This window comes from Actinosynnema sp. NPDC050801 (assembly GCF_040673975.1).
Classification (GTDB): domain Bacteria; phylum Actinomycetota; class Actinomycetes; order Mycobacteriales; family Pseudonocardiaceae; genus Actinosynnema.
Window position 1 is genome coordinate 1 of the sequence record NZ_JBFAQZ010000021.1, and the last position, 25,801, is coordinate 25,801.

Consider the following 25,801-nt stretch of genomic DNA (forward strand, 5'->3'; position numbering starts at 1 on the left):
CACCCGCGACCCCGCCGAGACAGTCCGGATCGCACCGCACTACCGCACCGCCTCCGCCAACAAACAGCGCAAACCACTCTAAGTCACCGGTATTGAGCCTAGGCCCGATACCAGTGGCTCAGGACCGTTATTGAATGGCTGACTCGCCGCGTGGCAGTGCAGGCCGCACCTTGCCTCGGATGTCCCGGGCAACGCCGCTGATCAGCGATCAGGGGGTGGGCGGGGTGTCGGAAGGCCCCTGCAGGACGCAGAACTCGTTGCCCTCGGGATCGGCCAGCACCGCCCACCCACCGCCATCGGGCTCGCGCCGATCCGAGATCATCGTGGCGCCGAGCGCGAGCAGCCGTTCGACCTCCTGGTCGCGCGGGACGTCCGGGCGCAGGCACACGTGCACCCGGTTCTTCACCGTCTTCGGTTCCGGCACCTGGTTGAAGAACAGCACAGGGCCGCCGGGGATCTCGATGAGCGCCTCGAGGTCCCCCGGGCGATCCTCCGGGTGCAGCGGGTGCCCGACGACCTGGCTCCACCACTGCCCCAACGCGTAGGTATCCGCGCAGTCGAAGGCGATGTTCTGGATAGTGGACGGCATGGCCACACGGTGATCGCCCGCATCCCTGCCGGTCAACCGATTTGCCCGCGTCGCCACCGCCCAGCCGGCCGCCGTGTGCGGTCACAGTCGACCCTGAGTCACCGGCATTGAGCCCAGGCCCGCGACGACGAGGCGGCTGTGGATTCGTTTGGGATGCGCACACGTCCGACCGGATGCCGGGAGAGTCGAGGCGTCCGGGTGCCAGGGGGAGAGCAGACAAGCCCGGACGACGCGGCGGAGCCGGTCGAGCCCAGCCACTCCAGGGCGCGCGGCTCCCGGCTCCGCTGCGACAACGCACGCGTCGGGATTCACCCGACCGACCGCTTCTGCCGTCGGCATTAACACCGGGCACTCGTCGGGGGCGAATTCGAGTCCCGAAAATCCGGGATACCGGTCGCTACCCGGCGGTAGTTCGACTCTCGCACCGCCGACGATGTGACTTGGATGTTAAAGATGCGTGTGGACCTGTCGGGCGACGCCCCGTCACGCACCGTGCCGACAGAGCGGATGGAGGCTGTCGCCGCAGGTGGGACGAGGTAATGCGAGTACGCCCCGGACACGCTGGGCAGGGCGGTCGTGAACGCGAGGTTACGTCACGCTCACCACCTCCGGCGCGATAGCGTGCGACTTCCAATCCTTTCTTGGCAGCCACCCTGCCGGCCCCTATCGTGACTGACCGAGCAGGGTCAATAAACGACCGACTGCCGAATTTGCGATTCACTAATACCTCGGAGGTGATCGCCGTGTCGAATTTCTCCGCCGGCAGCGTTCGTCCGGACGGTGCGGAGAAAGAATCCGAGATCGGCGACTCGCTGCTGCGACTGGCCAGGCACTTCCAGCGAGGCGAGACCTCCGCGGACGGGCGCACCCTGCACCAGATCGGTGGACGCGGCGCCGACGTGTTCTACCGGGACCGGTGGGCCTACGACAAGGTGGTCCGCTCCACCCACGGGGTGAACTGCACGGGCTCCTGCTCGTGGAAGGTCTACGTCAAGGACGGCGTGATCACCTGGGAGTCGCAGCAGACCGACTACCCGTCGATCGGCCCGGACAAGCCGGAGTACGAGCCCCGCGGGTGCCCGCGCGGCGCCTCCTTCTCCTGGTACACCTACTCCCCCGCCCGCGTGCGCTACCCGTACGTGCGCGGCGTGCTGCTGGACTTCTACCGCGAGGCGAAGCAACGGCTGAAGGACCCGGTGCTCGCCTGGGCCGACATCGTCGAGGACCCGGAGAAGTCCCGCCGCTACAAGGCCGCCCGCGGCATGGGCGGATTCGTGCGCGCCGAGTGGTGGGAGGCGGCCGAAATGGTCGCCGCCGCGCACGTGCACACGATCAAGCGGTACGGCCCGGACCGGGTCGCGGGCTTCTCGCCGATCCCGGCGATGTCCATGGTCAGCCACGCGGCCGGGGCGCGGTTCGTCTCGCTGATCGGCGGCTCGATGCTGAGCTTCTACGACTGGTACGCCGACCTGCCGGTGGCGAGCCCGCAGGTGTTCGGCGACCAGACCGACGTGCCGGAGTCGGCGGACTGGTTCGACGCCGGCTACCTGATCATGTGGGGCTCGAACGTCCCGGTCACCCGCACGCCCGACGCGCACTACATGACCGAGGCGCGCTACCGCGGCCAGAAGGTCGTCGTGGTGTCCCCGGACTACGCCGACAACACCAAGTTCGCCGACGAGTGGCTGCCCGCGCGCCCCGGCACCGACGCCGCGCTCGCCATGGCGATGGGACACGTGATCCTGCGGGAGTTCTTCGTCGAGAAGACCACCCCGTACTTCACCGACTACGTCAAGCGGTACACCGACCTGCCGTTCCTGGTCACCCTGACCGAGACCGACGACGGCCACGTGCCGGGGAAGTTCCTCACCGCCGCGGACCTCGGCGACACCGCCGAGGGCGCGGAGTCCAAGACGGTCCTCCTCGACGCCGACGGCGAGCCGGTGGTGCCGCCCGGATCGCTCGGACACCGGTTCACCGACTCCGGGCAGGGCAGGTGGAACCTCGACCTCGGCGAGGTCGACCCGCTGCTGTCGGTGCATGGCGGCGACCCGGTCACCGTCGCGCTGCCGCGGTTCGACACCTCCGAGCCGGGCGTGCTGCACCGCGGCGTGCCGACCCGGATCGTCGCGGGTCGACGGGTGACCACGGTGTTCGACCTGCTGCTCGCCCAGTACGGCGTGCGCCGCGGCGACCTGCCCGGCGAGTGGCCCACCGGCTACGACGACGCCACCCAGCCCTACACGCCCGCCTGGCAGGAGGGGATCACCGGGGTGCCCGCCGCCGCGGCCGAGCGGATCGGCCGGGAGTTCGCCGACAACGCGGAGCGCTCGAAGGGCCGGTCCATGATCCTCATGGGCGCGGGCACCAACCACTGGTTCCACTCCGACCAGATCTACCGCTCGTTCCTGTCGCTGACCATGCTGACCGGCTGCCAGGGCGTCAACGGCGGCGGGTGGGCGCACTACGTCGGCCAGGAGAAGTGCCGCCCGATCACGGGGTGGTCGACGCTGGCGTTCGGGTTGGACTGGCAGCGCCCGCCCCGGCACATGCAGGGCACGATCTTCTGGTACCTGGCCACCGACCAGTGGCGCTACGACCCGTTCACCTCGGACGTGATGTCCTCACCGCTGGGCACCGGGCGCTTCGCCGGACGCACCGCGGCCGACAACATCGCGCTCGCGACCCGGCTGGGGTGGATGCCGAGCTACCCGACGTTCAACCGCAACCCGCTCGACCTGGCCGACGAGGCGGAGCGGCTGGGCAAGCCCGCCGCGGACCACGTGGTGGACGGGCTCAAGTCCGGGCACCTGCGGTTCGCCTGCGAGGACCCGGACGCACCGGAGAACTTCCCGCGCGTCCTCACCGTGTGGCGGGCGAACCTGCTCGGCTCGTCGGCCAAGGGCAACGAGTACTTCCTCAAGCACCTGCTCGGCACCGACACGAACCTGCGCGCCCGCGACGCCGACGGGGTGCGGCCGGAGGACGTGACCTGGCGCGACGAGGCGCCGGTCGGCAAGCTGGACCTGCTGCTGTCACTGGACTTCCGGATGACCTCGACCACGCTGTTCTCCGACGTCGTGCTGCCCGCGGCGACCTGGTACGAGAAGCACGACCTGTCCTCCACCGACATGCACCCCTACGTGCACGCCTTCTCGCCCGCGATCTCCCCGCCGTGGGAGACGAAGACCGACTTCGAGGCGTTCCACCGCATCGCCCGCGGTTTCTCGTGGCTGGCCGAGAAGCACCTGGGCAAGCGCAAGGACATCGTGGCCGTCGCGCTCACCCACGACACCGTCGACGCCACCGCGCAGCCGGGTGGGCAGGTGCTGGACTGGAAGGCCGGCGAGTGCGAGCCGATCCCCGGCAAGACGATGCCGCGGCTGGTGGTGGTGGAGCGCGACTACCCGGCGGTCGGGGAGAAGATGGCCGCCCTCGGGCCGCTGGTCGAGCAGGTCGGGCTGACCACCAAGGGCGTCACCGTCCACCCGGACGAGGAGGTGGAGTACCTCAAGGGCGCCAACGGCACGATCCCGTCGGGCATCGCGGCCGGGCGGCCGTCGCTGGCCAAGGACACCCACGCCGCCGAGGCGATCCTGGCGCTGTCCGGCACGACCAACGGTCGCCTGGCGACGGAGGGCTTCCGCGCCCTGGAGCGCCGGACCGGCACCGAGCTCGCCGACCTCGCCGCCGAGAGCGAGGGCAAGCGGATCACCTTCCCCGACACCCAGGCCCGACCGGTGCCGGTGATCACCTCGCCGGAGTGGTCGGGCAGCGAGGCCGGCGGCAGGCGGTACTCGCCGTTCACGATCAACACCGAGCGGCTCAAGCCGTGGCACACCCTCACCGGGCGGCAGCACTTCTTCCTCGACCACGACTGGATGTTCGAGCTCGGCGAGCAGCTGCCGATCTTCCGGCCACCGCTCGACATGACCGCGCTCTTCAACGAGCCGTCGGTCGGGTCGCTGAACGGCGGCGTGAACGGCGGGGTGACCGTGCGGTACCTGACGCCGCACTCGAAGTGGTCGATCCACTCGGCCTACCAGGACAACCTGCACATGCTCACGCTGTCGCGGGGCGGGCAGGCGATCTGGATGTCGGACCGGGACGCCGAGAAGATCGGCGTGAAGGACAACGACTGGATCGAGGCGGTCAACCGCAACGGGATCGTGGTGGCACGCGCGATCGTCTCCCACCGGATGCCCGAGGGCACGGTCTTCATGTACCACGCGCAGGACAAGGCCGTCGGCGTGCCGCGGACCGAGGCGACCGGCAAGCGCGGCGGCATCCACAACGCGCTGACCCGCCTGATGATCAAACCGTCGCACCTCATCGGCGGGTACGCCCAGCAGTCGTTCGCGCTCAACTACCACGGTCCCACGGGCAACCAGCGGGACGAGGTCACGACCATTCGCCGCCGCAGCCAGGAGGTGCAGTACTGATGCGCGTGATGGCACAGCTCGCCATGGTGATGAACCTGGACAAGTGCATCGGCTGCCACACGTGCAGCGTCACTTGCAAGCAGGCGTGGACAAATCGCGGCGGGGTCGAGTACGCGTGGTTCAACAACGTCGAGACCCGCCCGGGGCAGGGCTACCCGCGCCAGTACCAGGACCAGGACAAGTGGAAGGGCGGCTGGGCGCTGAACAAGCGCGGCAAGCTGACCCTGCGCACCGGCTCGCGCCTGAAGCGGCTGCTGAACATCTTCGCCAACCCGGACATGCCGACGGTGGCGGACTACTACGAGCCGTGGACCTACGACTACCAGAACCTGCTGTCGGCCCCGCCTTCGGACACCACCCCCACGGCCAAGCCGAAGTCGTCGATCACCGGCGAGGACACGAAGGTGACCTGGGGCGCCAACTGGGACGACGACCTGGGCGGCGGTCCGGAGCAGATCGGCAAGGACCCCCTGCTGGGCAAGCTCTCCGAGCAGGTCAAGCTGGAGTTCGAGCAGACGTTCATGTTCTACCTGCCCCGCATCTGCGAGCACTGCCTCAACCCGTCGTGCGCGGCGTCCTGCCCGTCCGGTGCGATCTACAAGCGCGCCGAGGACGGCATCGTGCTGGTGGACCAGGACAAGTGCCGCGGCTGGCGGCAGTGCGTCACCGGCTGCCCGTACAAGAAGATCTACTTCAACCACAAGACGGGCAAGGCGGAGAAGTGCACGTTCTGCTACCCGCGGGTCGAGGTGGGCATCCCGACGGTGTGCTCGGAGACCTGCGTCGGCAGGCTGCGCTACATCGGCGTGCTGCTGTACGACGCGGACAAGGTCGGCGAGGCGGCGGCGGTGAGCGACGAGAAGGACCTCTACCCCGCGCAGCTCGGCGTCTTCCTCAACCCGCACGACCCCCGCGTGGTCGAGGAGGCCGAGCGGGCGGGCATCTCCGGCGAGTGGATCGAGGCCGCGCAGAACTCCCCGGTGTACCGGCTCATCGTCGACTACCAGCTCGCGCTGCCGCTGCACCCGGAGTACCGCACCATGCCCATGGTCTGGTACGTGCCGCCGCTGTCGCCCGTGGTCGACGTGCTGAGCCAGACCGGCCACGACGGCGAGGCCGCGGGCAACCTGTTCGGCGCGATCGACGCGCTGCGCATCCCGGTGGAGTACCTGGCCGAGCTGTTCACCGCCGGTGACGTGAGCCCGGTGCGGGCGTCGTTGCAGCGGCTGGCCGCGATGCGCGCGCACATGCGCAAGGTCAACCTCGGTGAGGACGTGGACGACTCGATCGCCGCGTCGGTGCGGCTGGCGCCCGGTGAGATCGAGTCGATGTACCGCCTGCTCGCCATCGCCAAGTACGAGGACCGCTACGTGATCCCCGGCGGCGCGGGGTCGGACGCGCACCGGCTGGAGGCCCTGACCACCGGGTGCAGCCTGGACGAGGACGGCGGTCCCGGCATGACCGCGTTCGACGTGATGGCGGAGAAGTTCCAGCTGACCGACACCAACGGCGCGGCACCACCCGACAAGGCCAAGCGCATCAACCTGCTCGACTGGGACGGGGTCGGCACCGAGGGCCTCTTCCCGACCGGCGGCAACGCGACCGCGGGCAACGGCGCGGTGGCCGACGGCGGCGCGGGCAACGGCGCCGCACACGAACCCGAGGCCATCGGTTGACTTCCGCCTCTCCCCGAAGGGAGGGGATTCCCCGTCGGGCTTGCGCCCGGCAGTTCCTGCTTCTTCTCCCGAGGGAGGTTGTGACGGTTGCCTCGCCGACTAGCGTCGGGTTGGTCTGACACCGTCTCCACAGGCGGTGACCGCCAGCCCGGCGGCCAGAATGTTCTTCGCGGCGTTGACGTCGCGATCGTGCCCTGCCCCGCATTCGCAGGTCCAGGCCCGGACGTGCAGCGGCAGGCGGTCGCGGAGCCGTCCGCAGGCCGAGCAGGTCTTCGAGCTGGGCAGCCACCGGTCGACCACGACCAGGTCGCGGCCGTACCAGCGGCACTTGTACTCCAGCATCGACCGCAGGTCCGACCAGGACGCGTCGGATATGGCGCGGGCCAGGGTCCGGTTGACCATGTTGCGGACCGCCAGGTCCTCGATTACGACCAGTTGGTTCTCCCGGACGAGTCGAGTGGTCAATTTGTGCAGCAGGTCACGCCGACGGTCGGCGATGCGGGCGTGGACACGGGCCACCCTCAGCCGGGACCTGGCCCGGTTGGCGGAGCCCTTCCGCTTGCGAGCCAGTGCCCGCTGCGTGCGAGCCAGGCGTTCCCGGTCCCGTCGCTCGTGCCTCGGGTTGGTGATCTTCTCCCCGGTCGAGAGGGTGAGCAGGGAGGTGATCCCGGCGTCGACGCCCACGACACGGTCGATGGGCGCAACATGGGTGACGGTGGTCTCCACCAGGATCGACACGTGCCATCGGCCGGCCGGGTCGCGCGAGACGGTCACCGTGGACGGCTCGGCCCCCTCGGGCAGCGGCCGGGACCACACGATGTCCAGCGGCTCGGCCGTCTTCGCCAGGGTCAGCCGCCCGTCGCGCCAGCGGAACGCCGACCGGGTGTACTCGGCGGAAGCCTTGCCGCGCTTGCGGGACTTGAACCGCGGGTAACGGGACCGCTTCTCCCAGAACGCGGTGAACGCAGTCTGGAGGTGCCGCAGCGACTGCTGCAACGGCACCGACGACACCTCGTTGAGAAACGCCAGCCCGTCGGTCTTCTTCCACTCCGTGAGAAGCGCCGAGGTCTGCGCGTAGTTCACCCTGCGCTGCTCGCCTTACCACACCGCGGTGCGGGTTTCCAACGCCCGGTTGTAGACCAGACGCACACACCCGAACGTGCGCAGCAACTCCACTTCCTGCGCCGCAGACGGATAGAAGCGGTACCGGAACGCCCGCTTCACCACCGACCCCGACGACACGCCTCACACACTAATCCCACCGCCGCTGAGCCATCGCCACGAGTCCAGGGCATCGCATTTCCTCCCCGGCGTGAAGGCCGAGGTATCGACCGACAGGAGCCCAGATGAAGGCGCTGCGCAAGCGGGACAAGGTGGATGGACCCCCGGAGCGGGAGAGTCGGCTGGTGTGGCGGATCGCCGCGCTCCTGATCGACTACCCCAGCGCGGCCGTGACCACGATGCTGCCCGACCTCCGTGCGACCGCGGTGTCCCTGCCGGCGCCCGCCGGGCCCTCGCTCGTGGCGTTCATCGACCACGCGCTGTCCACGACGGGGGGTGCGCTCGCGCAGCACTACGTCGAGACCTTCGACCTGCGCAAGCGCAACTGCCTGCACCTGTCGTACTACGCCTACGGCGACACCCGGAAGCGCGGCATGGCGCTGCTGCGGTTCAAGCACGCCTACCGCGCGGCCGGTGTGGAGCTGGGTGAGCACGAACTGCCCGACCACCTCGCGGTCGTGCTCGAGTTCGCCGCGACCGCCGACCCCGTCGCCGGCCGTCGGCTGCTGGTGGAGCACCACCCGGTGCTGGAGATGGTCCGGCTGTCCCTCGCCGAGGGTGGGTCGCCGTACCTGGCCGTGCTGGACGCGGTGTGCGCCACCTTGCCGGAGCTCAGTGCCGCCGACCGGCGCAAGATCGCGACGCTGGCCGCGGAAGGCCCGCCCGAGGAGGACGTGGGCCTGGAGCCGTTCGCGATGGACCCCGCGCTGCACGCCGAGTCGGGAGGACGACGATGAGCACGCTGCTGTGGCTGGCCCTGCCGTACATCGCGCTGACCTCGTTCCTGGTCGGCCACGTCTGGCGCTACCGGCACGACCAGTTCGGCTGGACGACCCGGTCCTCGCAGATGCACGAGAGCAGGTTGCTGCGCCTGGGCAGCCCGCTGTTCCACTTCGGGTTGCTCGCCGTGATCGGCGGCCACGTGCTCGGCCTGCTGGTCCCGAAGAGCTGGACCGAGTTCGTCGGGATCTCCGACGGGATGTACCACGTGGTCTCCGTGACGGCCGGGACGCTGGCGGGCGTGGCAACCGTGGCGGGCGTGGCGATCCTGCTGTACCGCCGGATCAGGGTGTCCGCGGTGCGCATGGCCACCACACGCGGCGACAAGATCATGTACGCGTTCCTCGCGGCGGCGATCGTCACCGGGATGTACAACACCGTGGGGGAGAACCTGATCGGCGGCGGCTACGACTACCGGGCCTCGGTGTCGGTGTGGTTCCGCGGCCTGTTCACCTTCTCCGCGCGGCCGGAGCTGATGACGGGCACACCGCTCAGCTTCCAGGTGCACAACGTGGTCGTCCTGGTGCTGCTGGGCATCTGGCCGTACACCCGCCTGGTGCACGTGTTCAGCGCCCCGGTCGGCTACCTCGTCCGGCCGTACGTGGTCTACCGCCGCCGTGACCCCCAACGCCCAGACACCAGCCGCTACGCCCGCGCGTGGGGCGACCAGCACGAGTAGGACCGGGCGGGCCCGACCGCGCGCGGGGCGTGGTCGGGCTGCCCGGTGGTGACCTTCAGCGCCGCCAGTCGTTGGGACGGCCGGTCCGCCAGTCGTTCGGGCGGCCGGTGGTGGTGATGGTGGTGTTCATGCTGGTCTCCCGTGGGGTGCTCGACGCTGGGTGAGCGTCTGGTTACCGTGTCCCTCACCTGAGGTGAGGTGGTGGCTCCCATGGTCGCTGGCGGCACGGGTCGGCGCGCATCCCCGGTGCGGTGGTGTCGTGGCTGGTCGCTGTGGCGGGCGCCACGCGCGGTCTTGTTCTACGTGTTGGGTGTGGAGCTGGTGGCGGTCGTCGCCGTGGTGGCGAGCGCGACCGTGACACCGGTGACGGCACGGCACTGGGTGTGGTTCGGCGTGCTGGCCGGTGCGGCGGTGGTGCACTTCGAGGCGGCGCGCGGGCTGGAGCGGGTGCGCGAGGTCGCGGCCGAGGGCAGCCCCTACGCCCACCCGCAGTCGATCTGGCTGTTCGCGGGCGTGCTGGTGCTGCCACCGCCGTTGCTGGCCGGGTTGGTCGCGGTGAGCTACGGCTACGGGTGGCTGAGGATCTACCGGCACAGCCCCCTGCACCGCAAGGCCTTCTCCGCCGCGACGGTGCTGCTGGGCTGCTGGTCGGCGGGCGCGATCCTGCTGGCGGTGCACCCGGACCCGGCGCTCCCGCACGCCGCGCAGCTGACCGGCCCGGTCTCCCTCGGCGTCCTGGTGGCGGCCGGTGTGGCGTACTGGTTGGTCAACCTGGCCCTGGTGGTCGGCGCGATCCTGCTGTCGACGCCGGCGCGGCCGGGCCGCGACGTGCTCGGGCCGCTGAGCCAGCAGCTGGTCATCGCCGCGTCGATCGGTCTGGGCACGGGCCTGGCGGTGGTGCTGGTGACGGCGCCGTGGGTGATGCCGGTGCTGGTGGTGACCATGCTCGGGATGCACCTGGGGCTGCTGCTGCCGGTGTACCGCACCGCCGCCCGGGTGGACGGCAAGACCGGCGCGCTGACCTCGGTGGCCTGGACCGAGCGGGCGACCGCCGAGCTGACCCGCGCCGGTGCCACCGGTGCGCCGATGGGTGTGCTGCTGCTCGACCTCGACCACTTCAGCCACATCAACAACACCCGCGGGCACCTGGCCGGTGATCACGCGCTGCGCGCCGTGGCGACCGAGCTGCGCCGCCAGGTCCGGGACGGGGACCTGGTGGGCCGGTGGGGTGGGGAGGAGTTCGTGGTGCTGCTGCCCGGCGCCGACCCGACCGCCGCCCGGCAGGTCGCCGAGCGGATCCGCGCCGCGGTGCGGGCGCCGCTGACCGACCTGCCCGGCGCCGTCCACGGCACCGACGGCGACCTGCGCATCACCGCGTCCCTGGGGGTGGCGGCGTACCCGGCCCACGGCGCGACCGTGGACGAACTGCTGCTGGCCGCCGACACCGCCCTGTACCGGGCGAAGCGGAACGGGCGGGACCGGGTGGAGTCCGCACCGGCCGGCAGCGCCGGTTGACCGGGATGGTGCCGCAGAACGGTGGACCCGCCCGGTACCGCGAGGTGTTCGCCTCCGCCGAGTTCCGCGCGTTGTTCGTCGCGCACACCGTCTCCACCGTCGGGGACCAGTTCGCCCGGGTCGCGCTCACCGTGCTGGTGTTCCGCGACACCGGCTCCCCCGCGTGGGCGGCGATCACCTACGCCCTGACCTTCCTGCCCGACCTGATCGGCGGCCCACTGCTGGCGGGCTTGGCCGACAGGTACCCCCGGCGCGCCGTGATGGTGTGCTCGGACCTGGTGCGGGCCGTGCTGGTCGCGGCGATGGCGGTGCCCGTCGTGCCGTGGCCGGTGGTCTGCGGGCTGCTGGTGCTGCTGCAACTGGCCGGTGCGCCCGCCGTGCCGGCGCGGACCGCGCTGCTGCCGCACGTGCTGCCCGGTCCGGCGTTCCGCGCGGGCGCCGCCGCGCTGTCCACGGTGAGCCAGGCCGCCCAGGTCGCCGGGTTCGCCGCCGGCGGTGTCCTGGTGATCGTCCTGGGCACCAGCGGTGTCCTGCTGCTGGACGCCGTGTCGTTCGCGGTGTCGGCCGCACTCGTGGCGTGGCGGGTCAAGTCCCGCCCCGCACCCGGCGCACCAGGTGCGCCGCGGCCCGGTTGGTGGCGTGCGATGACCGCCGGCGCGGTGCTGGTCTGGCGCGACCGGCGCCTCCTGGCGCTGATCGGCTTCGCGTCGCTGTCGGCGTTCTACATCAGCGGGGAGGCGCTGGCCGTGCCGCTGGCCGACCGGCTCGGCGGCGGGCCGGTCGCGGCCGGGCTGCTGTTCGCCGCCTACCCCGCCGGCTGCGCGCTGGCGAGCCTGGTCGTGGCCACCCGCCCGGAGGCCACCCAGCTGCGCGCCCTGCCGGTGCTGGCCGTGGCGACCAGCGCGCCGCTGATCGGCTGCGCCCTGAACCCCGACCTGCCCGTCCTCGTGCTGCTGTTCGTGGTGTCCGGCGCGGCCAGCGCCTACCACGCCATCGCCTCGCCCACCTTCGCCCTGTGGACCCCCGACGAGGCCCGCGGTCAGGTCTACGGCCTGGCCATCACCGCGCTCAAGGTCGCCCAGGGCCTCGGTGTCGCCGCCGCCGGGCTGGCCGCCGAGCACGCCCCACCGCACCAGGTCGTCGCGGCCGGTGGTGTACTGGGCGTGCTCGCCGCCCTGGCCGTCGGCGTGCTGTGGCGGCGCAGCGGCGCCACCCGTGAAACCCTGGACCAGCCAGGAGGAAAGCGCGTTCCATGACCGGGCTCCCCGCCGACGACCGGCCGTTCGACCGCAACCACTTCGACTACTCGCCCTGGTCCTTCTGGGACGAGGCCGACGACCGGGCGCGGCAGCGCCAGCTCGACCTGCGGCGTGACCTCGTCGAGCACCGCGGCTACGAGATCGGCGAGCGCTGCTTCCTCTCCGAACTCGCCTCCGTGCAGAACGAGGAGTTCCGCCTCGGCCACCGGAGCTACGTCGCCGCGGGCGCTTACCTCAGCGGGTCGCTGCACGCCGGGCGCGACTGCACGATCAACCCGTACGCGGTGGTGCGCGGTGACATCCGCCTGGGCAACGCCGTGCGCATCGGCGCGCACACCTCGATCCTCGGCTTCAACCACACCGCCGACGACCCCGACACCGAGGTGTTCCGGCAGCCCCTGCGCTCCCTCGGCATCACCGTCGGCGACGACGTCTGGATCGGCTCGCACGTCGTCGTCCTGGACGGGGTGACGGTCGGCGACCGGTCCGTGATCGCCGCCGGCGCGGTGGTCACCAAGGACGTCCCGGCCGGCGCGATCGTCGGCGGCAACCCCGCCAGGGTCCTGCGGTGGCGCGTGCCCGCGCTCGCCCCGCGTTCGGACGACCTCGTGGGCGCGCTCACCGCCTTCGCCGAGACCGCCCGTGCCCAGGCGCCTTCGGTGTTGGCGCGCTGCTGGAACCCCGACCTGGGGCTGTTCGCCGATGCACCGGGTGCCGCGCCGACCGTCCGCGCCCAGTGCGACGCGATCGAGATAGCCGACCTGCTGCTCGGCCGTGCGCCCGACCCGCTGCCCGCCCGAGCCCAGGTGGACCGGCTGCGCGGCTGGCAGGACCCGGAGACCGGCCTGGTCGGCAGGCTCCGACCGGACGGCACCGTCGAGGCCGCCCACGACGGCTTGGCCGACCCGGACGCCGCCTACCACGTGCTGTCCGTCGGCTACGCGCTGGACCTGCTGGGCAGCGACTTCGCCGAGCCGGTCCACGTCGCCTCCCGCGCGACCGCCGAACAGGTCGTCGCCGGGTTGGAGCGGCAGCCGTGGACCACCGCCGCCTGGTCGGCGGGCGCCTGGGTGGACGCCCTCGGCACCGCCCTGCACTGGAACCGGCGACGCGGCGACCGCGGCACCCCCGGCGCCACCGAAGCCCTCTTCGGCTGGCTGGTCACCACCGTCGACCCCCGCACCGGCACGTGGGGTCGACCGGCGCCCGACGACGGCCTGCTCCAGGTCGTCAACGGCTTCTACCGGGCCTCACGCGGCACGTTCGCCCAGTTCGGCCTCCCCGTGCCCCGTCCGGAGCGGGTCGTCGACACGGTCCTGGAGCACGTCCGCGACGCCCGCTTCTTCCGGCCGGAGAGGCAGAACGCCTGCAACGTCCTCGACGTCGCCCACCCGCTCTGGCTGACCCGCCACACCGGACACCGCACCGACGAGGTCCTGGCGGTCGCCCGCCGACTGCTCGCCGACGCGCTGGGCCACTGGACCGACGGCGCCGGTTTCGGCTTCCGGGCGCCGCACCCCACGACCACCGGCCTTCCCGCCACGGCACCGGGTCTCCAGGGCACCGAGATGTGGTCGGCGGTGATCTGGCTGCTCGCCGACCTGCTCGGCCTCGCCGACGCCCTCGGTTACCGCCCGCGCGGCGTGCACCGGCCCGAGCCGGCCATCAGCCTCCCGTGATCCGGGTAGCCGCATCCGGCGACCCTCACGGCGAGGCGTGTCCGGGTGGCCCCATCCGGAGACTTACGGCGATGCGTTGCCGGGTGGCCGCGTCCACGGCGAGGCGTTGACCGCCGGTCGCCACCGGGCGTACCAGTCGGCGGCGGCGCGCAGCGGCACGGGCAGCGGTGCGATGTCGGGGTACCAGGCACGCTCCCACTCCAGCGACACCCAGCCCGACCAGTCGGCCAGCAGCCGACCGCACTCCTCCAGCGGTACCGCGCCCTCCCCCGGCGGCACGGGGGTCGGGCCGTCCGCGCCCACGTCCTTGACCTGGAAGTAGCCCAGGTACTCCCCCAGCACCGCACGGGTGCGCGCCGGCGGCTCGCCCGCCCGCCACGGGTGCACCGCGTCCCACAGCACGGCCACCCGCTCGGGCTCACCGAACGGGGCGACCAGGCGTCGCGCGGTCTCGCCGGTCGGGTGCGAGTCGTGGGTCTCGACCAGCAGCCGCACACCGGCGGCGCGCAGGTCGGGCAGCACGGCGGCGATGCGCTCCAACCCGCGCCCGTCGTCGTGGCCACCGGGGAACACCCGCACCGAGGGCGCGCCGAGCAGCACCGCCAGCTCCACCAGGGCGCGCAGTTCGTCGACCACCGGCCCGTCCGGTCCCGGTCGGCACACCTTCGGGTACCCCGCCAGGCAGGCGATCACCAGGCCGGCAGCGGCGACCCGGTCACGTGCCCCGGCCGCACGCGCGGGCGACATCCCGGGGTGGACCTCCTCGTCGGGGTGCGCACGGATCTCCAAGCCGTGGCAGCCGTGCGACGCCGCCACGCGCGCGTTCTCCCGCACCGGCACACCGGGTGCACCGAGCGTGCTCACCGCGAACCGCCACCCGCTCACCGGTGCGCCACCTCCAGCGGCACGAACGACACCAGCGTCACCCGGCCGTCCGACCAGCGCACCTCGACCGCGTCCGGTCCCGCCGCCACGCCCGTGACCACGCCGGCGAGGTCCGGTGGTCCCGGTTCGGCGGTGAGCACCGCGAGCGCGGCGTGGACCGAGGTGCCGGTGGTGGTGCCGCGCAGCCTCGGCACGCGCGCCGACGGGGTGAACGCGGTGCCGCCCGGTGCGACGGCCTCGTCCGCGGAGTCCCAGCCGTGCAACGGGTGCACCGCCGAGCACAACGGCTCGTCCCTGCCGACGGCCCACCCGGTCAGCTCGACCGCGGCCCCGGCCGGCGCGCCCACCACGCGGTGCACCCGCAGCTCGAACGGCCCGCGTGCGACGACGACGCTCTCCACGCGCAGCGCGGGCACCAGCGGTGAGCCGCCGGGGAACACGGGTCGGCACCAGGAGGCGGCCCAGCCCCAGCCGTCACCGTGGCCCGCGCCGAGCGGGTGGATGCGTCGACGGACGCCGCGCAGGCCGCGGCACACCACCGCGAAGTGGTTGTCGACCGGGTTGCCCGCGGGCGTGGGACCGGTGCGGGTGGAGTAGGCGAACCGGCCGTAGTGCGGGTCGTCGCCGTCGGCGGTCTCCGCGTGGCCCGGGCGCACGTGGTCGCTGCCGTGGTTGTGCAGCCGGGCGATCCCGTCGGCCGCCGTGGTGTGCACCAGGAAGCCCGGTGCGGACAGGCTCAGCACCCGGTCGCGCTCCTCGACGGGCGCGTCCCGCTCGACGTCGGTCCACAGCGGGTCGTCCGGCCCGGCGAGCAGGCACGCGAACGCCTTGGACGCCCAGTACGGCGAGGCCGGTCCGGAGTAGTGCTGCACGACCGGCGCGTGCGGGCCGTGCCAGCCGAGGGTGAGCAGGCCGCGGTCGTCCACCGCCCCGCGGTCGAGGAAGTAGCGCAGGCACCCGCTGAGCAGTCGCCGCGACACCCCGGGCGCGAGCGGCGTGTGGCCGGTGACCGCGCCCACGGCGACGGCCGCGCCGGCGGCGAACCGGTAGGTCAGCGACCTGCCCTGGTGGATCGGCGCACCGTCGCCGCCGAACAGCAGCGAGAACCCGGAGAGGTGTTCGCGCAGGCGGTCGCCGTGCGGGGTGGTGGTGCCGGCCAGGTGCGCGTCGAGCACCGGGTACAGGTGCAGCGCCCAGCCGTTGTAGTGGTCGAAGGCGCGGCCGTCGCCGTCGGAGTACCAGCCCTGGCCCCGGTACCACGCCTCCAGCAGCTCCAGGGCGCGGTGCCGGACGCGGGCGGTGTCGGCGTCGCCCCGGCCCGCGGACTCCAGGAACCCGGCCACCGAGTACGGGAAGAGGTACCAGTTGTTCGGGGCGGGCAGCGCGTGCAGGGCGTCGCGCAGCCACGACTCGACGCGGTCGCGCACGGTCTCGTCCAGCCGGTCCCACAGCCACGGCCGGCTCACCCGCAGGGCGAGCGCCACCGACGCCGCCTCGACCAGCGGCTGGCCCTGCACGTGGTGGTCGCGGATCACCGGCCACGACTCGGCGTCGTCCGCGCCGGGCGTGCGGGTGCCGGCGTCGAGCCCGTCGGCGTAGCGCGCCAGCCAGCCGCGCGGGTCGTCGCCGCCCGCGCCCGCGACCCGGTAGGCGGCGGTGAGCATGGTCCTCGCGAACCCCTCCAGGCCGTCGCTGCGCACGCCGCTGCCCGACGCCGGGCCGGGCAGGTCCAGCCGGGCACCGCCGGCGCTCGCCCACCGCCACGCGCCGGTCAGCAACGCGTCCGCGGCGGTCTCCCAGTGGGCGCGGGTGTACCCGGTGCGCGGGCTGAGCTCTCGGTCCTCCGCCACGTCGGCCACGGGGTTCACGCGGTTCGCTCCTCTCGCTCGCGGTGCACGGGTGGGGTGGGCGGAAGCATCACGCACCGGTTGCCGGACGGCCGCACCGTCATGCCGTGTAGGGCAGGCGCTCCGGCTCCACCCGGCCGACCAGCAGCGCACCCTTGAGGAACCGGCCCACCTCGGCCACGGCGAACTCGCCGAGCCGTCGCACCTCGCGCCCCTGGGCTCCCGCCAGGTGCGGGGTGATCAGGACGTTGGGCAGGCTGAAGAGCGGGTGCCCGGGCGGCAGCGGCTCGGGTTCGGTCACGTCCAGGATGGCGGAGATCCGGCCGGTGGCGCACGCCCGGGTCAGGGCCTCGGTGTCGATCAGCGAGCCGCGGGCGGTGTTGACCACGAGCGCGCCCGCGGGCAGCAGGCCCAGCCGGCGGTCGTCGAGCATGTGACGGGTCTCGGGCAGCGCCGGGGCGTGCACGGTGACCACGGCGCTGCGGCGGCACAGGTCGTCCACGCCCACCAACTCGACGCCCAGGCGGGCGGCTTCCGCGGGGGCCACGTGCGGGTCGTGGAGCAGGACCTCGACCTCGAACGCCCGGAGTCGTCGCAACACCAGGCGGCCGACCCGGGACGCGCCGACCACCCCGACCGTGCAGTCGTGCAGCCCGGTCCCGGTCCCGGACACCCAGTCGCGGGGCGTGTCCTCGGCGGCGGTCGCGTACCTCCGGGCGCGGCTGAACGCGTGCTTGACGCCCAGCACGAGCATGGCCATCGTGTAGTCGGCCACCGGGACCGCGTTGACCTCGGCGGCGGAGGACACGACGAGGCCGCGCTCGAACACCACCGGGTCGATGCAGTTCTTGACCGTGCCCGCGGCGTGCACGACGGCGCGCAGCCCCGGAGCGGCGGCCAGCACGTCGGCGTCCACGCGCGGGGATCCCCAGCCGGTGAGCAGGATGTCCGCCTCCGCCAGGGCCGCGGCGGCGACCGGCCCGTCGAACGAGGTGAGGGTGGTCGCCGGGTCGACGTCCACGAGTTGGCGCAACCGGGCGACGACGTCGGCGGGGAAGACGTCGGCGAACGCCCAGGGAGCGAGGGCGAAGACCGCAACGGGTCGCCGTGGCACGGAGTGGGCTCCTATCGGAGGGCCGACTGGCGGCTGGTCGATGTAACCGTTTGCATCGAGTTCCACTGTACGCACCGGGCATCGCGCTCACAACGTCGACGGCCGGTCTCACCCGATCGCGGTGACGTGCGGTTACACCTTCCCGCAGTCGATGCGCAAGGCGTTGACGAAGCCGTGTAACCGTTTTATCTTTGTGAAAATCCTGTGTCGGCCCGGCACCGCGAGAGAGGCGTTCGACGTGAGCATGACTCGGGTCCGCGGTGGCACCGGTGGCACCAGCCCACCGCCCGAGGAGCCACGTCCCCGCCCCGACGGGAGCGGCTCGCGCCCCGGCCACCTGCGCCGCCTCCGGGCGAACCGGGTGCTGCTGGTCATCGCGGCACCGGCACTCGGGTACTTCCTGGTGTTCCACTACGGCGCGCTGTTCGGGAACGTGCTGGCCTTCCAGGACTACGTCCCGTTCCTCGGCCTCTCGGGCAGCGAGTGGGTCGGCCTGGCGCACTTCGAGCGCATGTTCGGCGACCCGCAGTTCTGGACCGCCGTGCGGAACACGCTGCTCATCGCCACGTTGCAGCTCGTGTTCTTCTTCCCCGCACCGCTCGCGCTCGCGGTGCTGCTCAACAGCATCGTGGGCGACACCGTCCGGCGGTTCGTGCAGAGCGTGGTCTACCTGCCGCACTTCCTGTCGTGGGTGATCGTGATCGCGCTGTTCCAGCAGATGCTGGGCGGCGCGGGCGTGGTGAACGGCTGGCTGTCCACCCTGGGCCTCGGCGGCGTCTCGATCATCGGCAACCCCGACGCCTACGGGCCGCTGGTGGTCGCGCAGCTGATCTGGAAGGAGTGCGGCTGGGCCACGATCATCTTCCTGGCCGCGCTGTCGCAGGTGGACGAGCAGCAGTACGAGGCCGCGGCGCTGGACGGCGCGGGCTGGTGGCGGCGGTTGTGGCACGTGACGCTGCCCGCGATCAGACCGGTCATCGTGCTGCTGCTGGTGCTGCGGCTGGGCGAGTTCCTGTCCATCGGGTTCGAGCAGTTCTTCCTGCAGCGCCAGTCGGTCGGTCCCGAGACCGGCGAGGTGCTGGAGACGTTCGTCTACTTCACCGGCTTCGCCAACGGCGACTTCGGCTACGCCGCGGCGGTCGGGCTGTTCAAGGGCGTGATCGGCGTGGCGCTCATCTACGCCGCCAACAAGGTGGCGCACCGGCTGGGCGAACAGGGGGTCTACAAGGCATGAGCAGCGCCGCCGCACCGGCCTGGATGGGCCGTCCCACCCCCGCCGTGCGCGCCGCCAAGGCGGTCGCGCTGACGGTGGTGGTGCTCCTGGTGGTCTTCCCGCTGTGGACGGTCCTGGCGACGAGCCTGGCGAGCCCGCAGAACGTCATCGACAACGGCGGCTGGGTGGTCTGGCCGGAGGACTTCTCGTCCGACGCCTACGCCGAGATCCTCCAGGGCGGGATCATCACCCGCGCGTTGCTGGTCAGCACGGGCGTCACCGTCATCGGCACGGCGCTGAGCCTGCTGTGCACCATCGGCCTGGCCTACACGCTGAGCCGGCCCAAGGTCTACGGCGGCAAGCCCATGCTGCTGCTGGTGCTGTTCACCTTCCTGTTCCCGCCGGGCATGGTGCCGCTGTTCCTGGTGGTGCAGGGCACCGGGCTGTTCGACTCCTACGCCGCGCTGGTGCTGCCGTTCCTGGTCAACGTGTTCAACCTGGTCGTGATGCGCGGCTTCTTCCAGTCGATCCCGTCGGAGCTGATCGACGCGGCGCGCATCGACGGCGCCGGCGAGCTGGGCATCCTGTGCCGGGTCGTGCTGCCGCTGTCCAAGGCGGTCATCGCGGTGATCGGCCTGTTCTACGCGGTCGCCTACTGGAACCGCTTCTTCGAGGCGATCATCTACTTCAACGACCAGACCAAGTGGCCGATCGGCACCGTCCTGCGGCAGTACGTCACCGGCGGGGCCTCCCTCGCCGAGACCTCCGGGGAACTGGCGACCGCCTCGCCCCAGTCGGTGCAGATGGCCGTCGTCATGCTCGCGACGCTGCCCATCGTGTGCGTGTACCCGTTCGTGCAGCGGTACTTCGTCAAGGGCGTCGTCACCGGAGCCGTGAAGGCATGACCTCCCCCACCTGAACCACTCCTTTCGGCGCCACGCCGGGAGAGGAAACCCGTCATGGATCACCGCATCGACCGCCGTTCCCTGCTGCGGCTGGCCGGCGTCGGCACGCTCGGCCTGGCCGTCCCGTCCCTGCTGTCGGCGTGCGGTGGGAGCACACCCGGCGGTGGCGTCTCCAACGCCGGCAAGGACCTCACCCCCTGGCCGACCCACGTGCCGTTCAGCGGGCCGACCCCCGACGCGCCCGGCGACGACTCCGGCGTGCAGCCGCTCTACCTGAAGTACCCCGACGAGGTCGTGCGGTCGGTGGACGGCCCGGTCGGGGACGGCTCCGACATCACGGTGATGGTCGTGTCGTACGGCGCGCCGCCCAAGCCGGTCGGCGAGAACCAGTACTGGCAGGCGGTCAACCAGGCGCTGGGCGTCAACCTCAAGGTGACCGTCGTGCCCGAGCCGGAGTACGGGCAGAAGATGGCCACGCTGATGGCGTCGGGCGACGACCTGCCGGACATGATCATGTTCACCAACCTGGCACTGCCGCACGCGGCCGAGTTCGTCCAGGCCCGGTGCGCCGACCTGTCGGAGTTCGTCGGCGGTGACGCGGTCAAGGAGTTCCGCAACCTGGCCAACGTCCCCACCTACGCCTGGCAGGGCATGGGCCGCATCGGCGGCAGGATCTTCGGCGTCCCGCTGGAACGGCCGATGCCGGCCAACAGCCTGTTCGTCAACCGCACGGCCATGGACGCGGCGGGCATCCCGAAGGACTGGACGACCGAGCAGTACCTGGACGCCATGAAGGAGCTGACCGGCGACCGCAGGTGGGGCGTCGGCTGGTTCAAGACGCTGTTCGGCGGGCTGGGCGCGGTGACTTACCACGCCGGCTCGACGGGCGCGCCGAACACGTGGTCGGAGAAGGACGGCGCGTTCGCGCACACCATCACCACGCCGCAGTTCGAACAGGCCCTGGAGGTGATGCGCAAGCTGGTCGAGGCCGGCACGCAGTACCCCGACAGCCTCACCACCAGCTCCACCGACATGCAGAGCTACTTCCACAACGGCACCGTCGCCTCGATCAACGACGGCTTCGGCTCGGTGAACATCTCCTTCCTGAACAAGATCAACGGCCGGTTCGCACCCGACCTCGGCAGGCCGTACGGACCGCAGGCCACGCCCTGGCAGAGCAACGGCACCTTCGGCTACGTCACCCTGAAGAAGGCCGACTCTCCCCGGATCAAGCTGCTGCTGCGCGTCATCGACTACCTCAGCGCCCCCTTCGGCACGCAGGAGTACGAGCTGGCCAACTACGGGGTGGAGGGCAAGCACTTCACCAAGGAGGCCGGCGGCATCAAGCTCACCGACCTGTACAGCCAGGAGAACAACTCGCTGCTGCCGACCAAGTACATCGGCGTGGCGCCGTCGGTCCTCTACCTGCCGGGCCACCCCGACGTGGCCAGGGCCGTGCACGACTGGCAGAAGGCGACGCTGCCGCGCAGCGTGCGCAACCCCGGCATCGGGCTCCGCTCCGCCACCGAGGCGGGCAAGAGCGCCCAGCTCAACCAGATCCTGGGAGACGGCATCACGGCGGTCACCTTCGGCCGCAAACCGCCGTCGGCGTGGAAGGACGTCGTCACGCAGTGGCGTCAGGCGGGCGGTGACAAGGTCGCCGAGGAACTGGCCGAGGAGCACGCCGCGAACCGGTGACCCGGGCCGGTGGGCGGACCCGGGCCTACCGCGCCCGGATGTCGGAGCGCACCAGCGGGCGGACGGAGTCGCGCACGACGATGTGGGTGCCGAGCATGACCCGCTCGGGCACGCCCGACTTGTCCCGCGCGCGCTGCAGGGCCATGCGCACCGCGGTGCGGCCCAGCTCCTCGTGCGGCACGTGGACGGTGGTGAGGTCGATGTCGGCGGCGGGTGGCAGGTTGTCGAAACCGACCAGGGAGACGTCGTCGGGGACGCGCAACCCCTGCTCGCGCAACGCCTGGCGGGCACCCGCGGCGATGAGGTCGTTGCCCGCGAAGACGGCCGTGAAGTCACGGGGTCCGGCGGCGAGCCGCTCGCGGATCATCCGGTAGCCCTCGCTGCGCTCCATCGTGCCCTCGACCTCCAGGCCCGGGTCGTGCGGCACGTGGTGGTCGGCCAGGGCCGCGCGGTACCCGGCGATGCGGCTCTCCGGGGTGGTGTAGCTGTCGCGGCGGCCGAGGAACAGGATGCGCCGGTGACCCGCCGACAGCAGGTGGCTGGTGATGGCGTGGGCGCCGCCGGTGTTGTCGTACTCCACCACGAGCGCGGGCACGTCGGGCCCCAGCGGCGGGCGTCCGCACAGGACCAGCTGCGAACCCGCGAGCGCCAGCGCGCGGGCGTAGTCGGCCATCCGCGCGCGGTACGCCTCGTCGGCCACCACGTTGCCGACGAGGATCACGCACTCGGCGTGCTCCTCGCGCATGAGCTGGACCGTGGCGAGCTCGCGCTCGGGGTCGCTGCCGGTGGTGCCGACGATGCACAGCTTGCCCTCGATGGCGGCCTGCGCCTGCACGCCCTGCGCCACGTGGGCGTAGTGCGGTGAGACGACGGAGTTGACGATGATGGCCACGCTGCGGCTGCGCGCACCGGCGAGCCCGCGCGCGTTGGCGTTGGCCACGTAGTCCAGCTCGCGCACCGCCCGCAGGACCCTGCTGCGCGTGGCGGTCGCGCCGGGGTAGGTGCCGGACAGGATCCGGGAGACGGTGGCGACGGACACCCCGGCGTGCGCGGCCACGTCGCGGATCGTGGTCGGCCGTCGCTCACCGTTGTCGGCCGCCGCGCGCCGGACCATGTCGCCTCCACCTGGTGTTGCAACCTCGCTGGTAAAACGCTTACACGCGATGTTTCCGGCTCGCTCTCGTGGTGTCAAATCACCCTTCGGTCGACAACCCGGTGGACGAGTGACCGTCCAGGCCGCCTCCGGCAGGCCGTTCATGTAACCGCATACGTCGAACGGCGGTAACCCTTGACAGGGTATGTGACGCATGCTGCCATTACCTCGTTGTAAACGTTTCCACGGCTGACATTCCACCGGCATTGCCCTGCTCACAGTGGAGCCCCCATGGCGATGATCTCCCGACGTAACCTCATCCTCAGCGCCGCGGCGGTCGGCACCGCCGCGCAGGTGGGGCGCGCCACCGGATCGGCGCACGCCGCCCCCGCCGCGGGCACGTGGCCGGCGACGGCGAGCGGTGCGCTGGAGGACGGTGTCGAGCTCCGGTGGCTGGAAGGGGGCGTGCCCCGCCAACTGGCCGCCGGGTCGACGTGGGGCGTGCCGTGGCCCAAGGGGACGGTGCCCCGGCAGCAGTCCTTCGCGTTGCGCACAGCGGCGGGACAGCAGGTTCCCGTGCAGTCGTGGGCCACCGCGTACTGGCCGGACGGGTCGTTGAAGTGGACCGCGCACGCCATCGGCGCCGAGGTGCCCGCGGCCGAGCGGTACGTGCTCACCGGGGGCACGCCCGCGACGCCCGCGACGACCCTGACGATCAAGGAGAGCCGCGACGAGGTCGAGGTGGACACCGGCGTGATCCGGTGCCACGTCCCGAAGAGGGGCGACCGGCTGGTGCGCACCATCATCCGGGGTGGTCGCGAGATCGCCCGCCACGGCAAGCTGGTGTGCCTGCGGCAGGGCGAGCCGGGCGACGAGGACGGCCCGGTGAAGCTGGACAGGTTCACCGGCCGGGTGGAGAAGGCGACCGTCGAGTCGTCCGGCCCGGTCCGGGCGGTGGTCAAGGTCGAGGGCAGGCACCGGCACGGCGGGCGGTCCTGGCTGCCGTTCACCGTGCGCCTGTACTTCTACGCCGGCAGCGACGGCATCCGCGCGGTGCACACGTTCGTGTTCGACGGCGATGAGAAGGAGGACTTCATCCGCGGCCTGGGCATCCGGTTCGAGGTGCCGATGCGCGACGAGCCGCACAACCGGCACGTGCGCTTCGCCGGACCGGACGACGGCGTGCTGTCCGAGGCGGTGCGCGGCATCACCGGCCTGCGCCGCGACCCCGGCGCGGCGGTCCGCCAGGCGCAGGTCGCCGGTCAGGCCACCCCGCCGGTGGACACCTGGGACACCCGCGTCAGCTCACGCCTGCACCTCATCCCCACCTTCGGCGACTACTCGTTGCGCCAGCTGTCCGCCGACGGCTTCCAGATCCGCAAGCGCACCAAGGCCGGTCACGCGTGGATCCCGGTCGACGCCGGTGGCCGGGCGGGCGGGCTCGGGTACGTCGGCGGCCCCGGCGGCGGGTTCGCCTTCGGGATGCGCGACTTCTGGCAGCTGCACCCGTCCCAACTCGACGTCCGGGGCGCGGCCGGCGACGCGGCCGAGGTCACCGTGTGGCTGTGGTCGCCCGACGCCGAGCCCATGGACCTGCGCTTCTACCACGACGGCATGGGCCAGGACACCTATCCCGAGCAGCTCGAAGGCCTGGAGATCACCTACGAGGACTACGAACCCGGATTCGGCACCCCCTACGGGATCGCGCGCACCACGGAGCTGGTGTTCTGGGCGCTGGACTCGACGCCCGCCGCGCAACGGGTCGCGGAACTGGCCGAGGCGGTGCGGACACCCCCGCTGATCGTCACGTCGCCGGCGCACCTGCACGCCGCCGGCGTGTTCGGCGACTGGTCGCCGGTCGACCGCTCGACACCGGCCAAGGCGCACATCGAGGACCGCCTGGACTTCCTGTTCGACCACCACAGCGGGCAGGTGGAGCAGCGGTCCTGGTACGGCTTCTGGGACTACGGCGACATCATGCACAGCTACGACCCCGACCGGCACGTCTGGCGCTACGACGTCGGCGGCTACGCCTGGGCCAACTCCGAGCTCTCCCCCGACCTGTGGCTCTGGTACCAGTACCTGCGCTCCGGCCGGGCCGACGTGTTCCGCTTCGCCGAGGCGATGACCCGCCACACCGGCGAGGTCGACGTCTACCACCTGGGCAAGTGGCGGGACCTCGGCACCCGGCACGGCGTGCAGCACTGGGCCGACAGCGCCAAGCAGATGCGCATCAGCAACGCCGGCTACCGGCGCTTCCTCTACTTCCTCACCGCCGACGAGCGCACCGGCGACCTGATGCGCGACCTCGTGGACGCGGACCGGACGTTCCTGGTGCTCGACCCCATCCGCAAGATCCGCACCGGGCCGTACGTGCCGGACCCGCACGCCCTCGGCGTCAGCACCGGCACCGACTGGAGCGGCCTCGCGCTCGCCTGGCTGACCGAGTGGGAGCGCGGCGGCGACCCGATCGCCCGCGAGAAGCTGCTCAACGGCATGCGCACCATCGCCGCGATGCCCAACGGGTTTGCGCGCGGCAGCGGCCTGTACGACCTCGACAACGGCACGTTCAAGCCGACCGAACCCGCGGTGAGCGTCGGCTCGCTGGGCTCGGTGTTCGGCCTGGTGGAGCTGTGCAGCGAGGTCATCTCCCTGACCGGGGACGAGGCGTTCACCCGGGCGTGGTTGCAGTACTGCCGGCTCTACAACGGCACCGCCGCCGAGCAGCAGGCGGAGACGGGCCAGTCCTGGGGCAGCCTCAACCTGCGCCAGGCGCACTCCCGGCTCACCGCCTACGCCGCCGCCAAGCTGGGCGACACCACGCTGGCCGCGCGCGCCTGGCGGGAGTTCGACACCGGCCACGCCGGCTACCCGCGCAACCGCGAGTTCGCATCGGTGCGCGTGCAGGGCCCGAGCGTGCTCAAGCCGGTCGACGAGGCGGGCTTCGTCTCCACCAACGCCAGCGCCCAGTACGGCCTGGCCGCCATCCAGTGCCTGGCCCTGGTCGGCGACCACCTGACCTGACCCGCGGACCCGCTGCCCCGGACCCGCAGACCCGCCAGCGCACGCCCCCTGACCCGCGCACACCACCTGATCTGCCCCGCACGCCACCTGATCCGGCACCGCACACCGCCGAACCGAGGCCC

The 25,801-nt window shown here is 71.9% G+C and carries 18 protein-coding genes; 11 read left to right on the top strand and 7 right to left on the bottom strand.

Going from position 1 to position 25,801, the window contains the following annotated elements; translation table 11 throughout:
- Positions 1-208 precede the first annotated feature (208 nt).
- A complete protein-coding gene (locus AB0K14_RS32900) occupies positions 209-589 on the bottom strand; it encodes a VOC family protein (RefSeq protein ID WP_360457988.1) in 381 nt (126 codons plus the stop codon).
- A 743-nt stretch (positions 590-1,332) separates the two neighbouring features.
- Between AB0K14_RS32900 and AB0K14_RS32905 the strand changes: the two genes are divergently transcribed.
- Together AB0K14_RS32905 and narH are read left to right on the top strand one after the other, a co-directional pair.
- The gene (locus AB0K14_RS32905) at positions 1,333-5,031 is read left to right on the top strand and encodes a nitrate reductase subunit alpha (RefSeq protein WP_360457986.1); all 3,699 of its coding nucleotides are present in this window, start codon (positions 1,333-1,335) and stop codon (positions 5,029-5,031) included.
- Positions 5,031-6,707, top strand: coding sequence for a nitrate reductase subunit beta (narH, locus tag AB0K14_RS32910; protein WP_360457983.1), 1,677 nt, complete (start codon positions 5,031-5,033; stop codon positions 6,705-6,707). Before AB0K14_RS32905 ends, narH begins: the two co-directional genes overlap by 1 nt.
- Positions 6,708-6,806: 99 nt before the next feature.
- On the opposite strand, the gene AB0K14_RS32915 is transcribed toward narH, so the two are convergent.
- Positions 6,807-7,790, bottom strand: coding sequence for an RNA-guided endonuclease TnpB family protein (locus tag AB0K14_RS32915; RefSeq protein WP_360457980.1), 984 nt, complete (start codon positions 7,788-7,790; stop codon positions 6,807-6,809).
- 15 nt (positions 7,791-7,805) lie between these two features.
- Positions 7,806-7,949, bottom strand: coding sequence for a helix-turn-helix domain-containing protein (locus tag AB0K14_RS32920; protein WP_360457977.1), 144 nt, complete (start codon positions 7,947-7,949; stop codon positions 7,806-7,808).
- 104 nt (positions 7,950-8,053) lie between these two features.
- Between AB0K14_RS32920 and narJ the strand changes: the two genes are divergently transcribed.
- The 5 genes from narJ to AB0K14_RS32945 all read left to right on the top strand — a co-directional run bounded on the left by narJ (position 8,054) and on the right by AB0K14_RS32945 (position 13,900).
- Complete coding sequence (gene narJ / locus AB0K14_RS32925) at positions 8,054-8,725, top strand: nitrate reductase molybdenum cofactor assembly chaperone (protein WP_360457974.1); 672 nt, start codon at positions 8,054-8,056, stop codon at positions 8,723-8,725.
- The gene (gene narI / locus AB0K14_RS32930) at positions 8,722-9,447 is read left to right on the top strand and encodes a respiratory nitrate reductase subunit gamma (RefSeq protein ID WP_360457971.1); all 726 of its coding nucleotides are present in this window, start codon (positions 8,722-8,724) and stop codon (positions 9,445-9,447) included. Before narJ ends, narI begins: the two co-directional genes overlap by 4 nt.
- 210 nt (positions 9,448-9,657) lie before the next feature.
- The gene (locus tag AB0K14_RS32935) at positions 9,658-10,962 is read left to right on the top strand and encodes a diguanylate cyclase (protein WP_360458005.1); all 1,305 of its coding nucleotides are present in this window, start codon (positions 9,658-9,660) and stop codon (positions 10,960-10,962) included.
- Positions 10,963-10,967: 5 nt separating this feature from the next.
- A complete protein-coding gene (locus tag AB0K14_RS32940; RefSeq protein WP_360458002.1) occupies positions 10,968-12,218 on the top strand; it encodes an MFS transporter in 1,251 nt (416 codons plus the stop codon).
- Positions 12,215-13,900 carry an acyltransferase gene (locus AB0K14_RS32945; protein ID WP_360457968.1) on the top strand — a complete coding sequence of 562 codons (1,686 nt, stop codon included), beginning with the start codon at positions 12,215-12,217 and terminating at the stop codon, positions 13,898-13,900. The genes AB0K14_RS32940 and AB0K14_RS32945 overlap by 4 nt, the downstream gene beginning before the upstream one ends.
- 63 nt (positions 13,901-13,963) lie before the next feature.
- On the opposite strand, the gene AB0K14_RS32950 is transcribed toward AB0K14_RS32945, so the two are convergent.
- From AB0K14_RS32950 to AB0K14_RS32960, 3 genes are all read right to left on the bottom strand, one after another.
- Positions 13,964-14,785: a sugar phosphate isomerase/epimerase family protein gene (locus AB0K14_RS32950; RefSeq protein WP_360457965.1), complete on the bottom strand. Its 822-nt coding sequence runs from the start codon at positions 14,783-14,785 to the stop codon at positions 13,964-13,966.
- A complete protein-coding gene (locus tag AB0K14_RS32955) occupies positions 14,782-16,653 on the bottom strand; it encodes a DUF2264 domain-containing protein (RefSeq protein ID WP_360457962.1) in 1,872 nt (623 codons plus the stop codon). The genes AB0K14_RS32950 and AB0K14_RS32955 overlap by 4 nt, the downstream gene beginning before the upstream one ends.
- A 79-nt stretch (positions 16,654-16,732) precedes the next feature.
- Complete coding sequence (locus tag AB0K14_RS32960; RefSeq protein WP_360457959.1) at positions 16,733-17,746, bottom strand: hydroxyacid dehydrogenase; 1,014 nt, start codon at positions 17,744-17,746, stop codon at positions 16,733-16,735.
- Positions 17,747-17,990: 244 nt separating this feature from the next.
- Here AB0K14_RS32960 and AB0K14_RS32965 point away from each other — a divergent pair, with 244 nt between their 5' ends.
- Genes AB0K14_RS32965 through AB0K14_RS32975 form a run of 3 tightly spaced genes read left to right on the top strand, consistent with a single transcriptional unit; the run spans position 17,991 to position 21,562 of the window.
- Positions 17,991-18,980: an ABC transporter permease subunit gene (locus AB0K14_RS32965; RefSeq protein ID WP_360457999.1), complete on the top strand. Its 990-nt coding sequence runs from the start codon at positions 17,991-17,993 to the stop codon at positions 18,978-18,980.
- Entirely contained in the window at positions 18,977-19,864 is an 888-nt protein-coding gene (locus AB0K14_RS32970; protein ID WP_360457956.1) for a carbohydrate ABC transporter permease, read from the top strand. The genes AB0K14_RS32965 and AB0K14_RS32970 overlap by 4 nt, the downstream gene beginning before the upstream one ends.
- A gap of 54 nt (positions 19,865-19,918) precedes the next feature.
- Positions 19,919-21,562 carry an extracellular solute-binding protein gene (locus AB0K14_RS32975; RefSeq protein WP_360457953.1) on the top strand — a complete coding sequence of 548 codons (1,644 nt, stop codon included), beginning with the start codon at positions 19,919-19,921 and terminating at the stop codon, positions 21,560-21,562.
- 25 nt (positions 21,563-21,587) lie between these two features.
- Here the strand turns inward: AB0K14_RS32975 and AB0K14_RS32980 are convergent, their stop codons facing one another.
- On the bottom strand, positions 21,588-22,676 hold the full coding sequence (locus AB0K14_RS32980) for a LacI family DNA-binding transcriptional regulator (RefSeq protein ID WP_360457950.1): 1,089 nt from the start codon (positions 22,674-22,676) through the stop codon (positions 21,588-21,590).
- A 276-nt stretch (positions 22,677-22,952) separates the two neighbouring features.
- On the opposite strand from AB0K14_RS32980, the gene AB0K14_RS32985 reads away from it, so the two are divergent.
- A complete protein-coding gene (locus AB0K14_RS32985) occupies positions 22,953-25,679 on the top strand; it encodes a Tat pathway signal sequence domain protein (protein WP_360457948.1) in 2,727 nt (908 codons plus the stop codon).
- Positions 25,680-25,801: the final 122 nt, after the last annotated feature.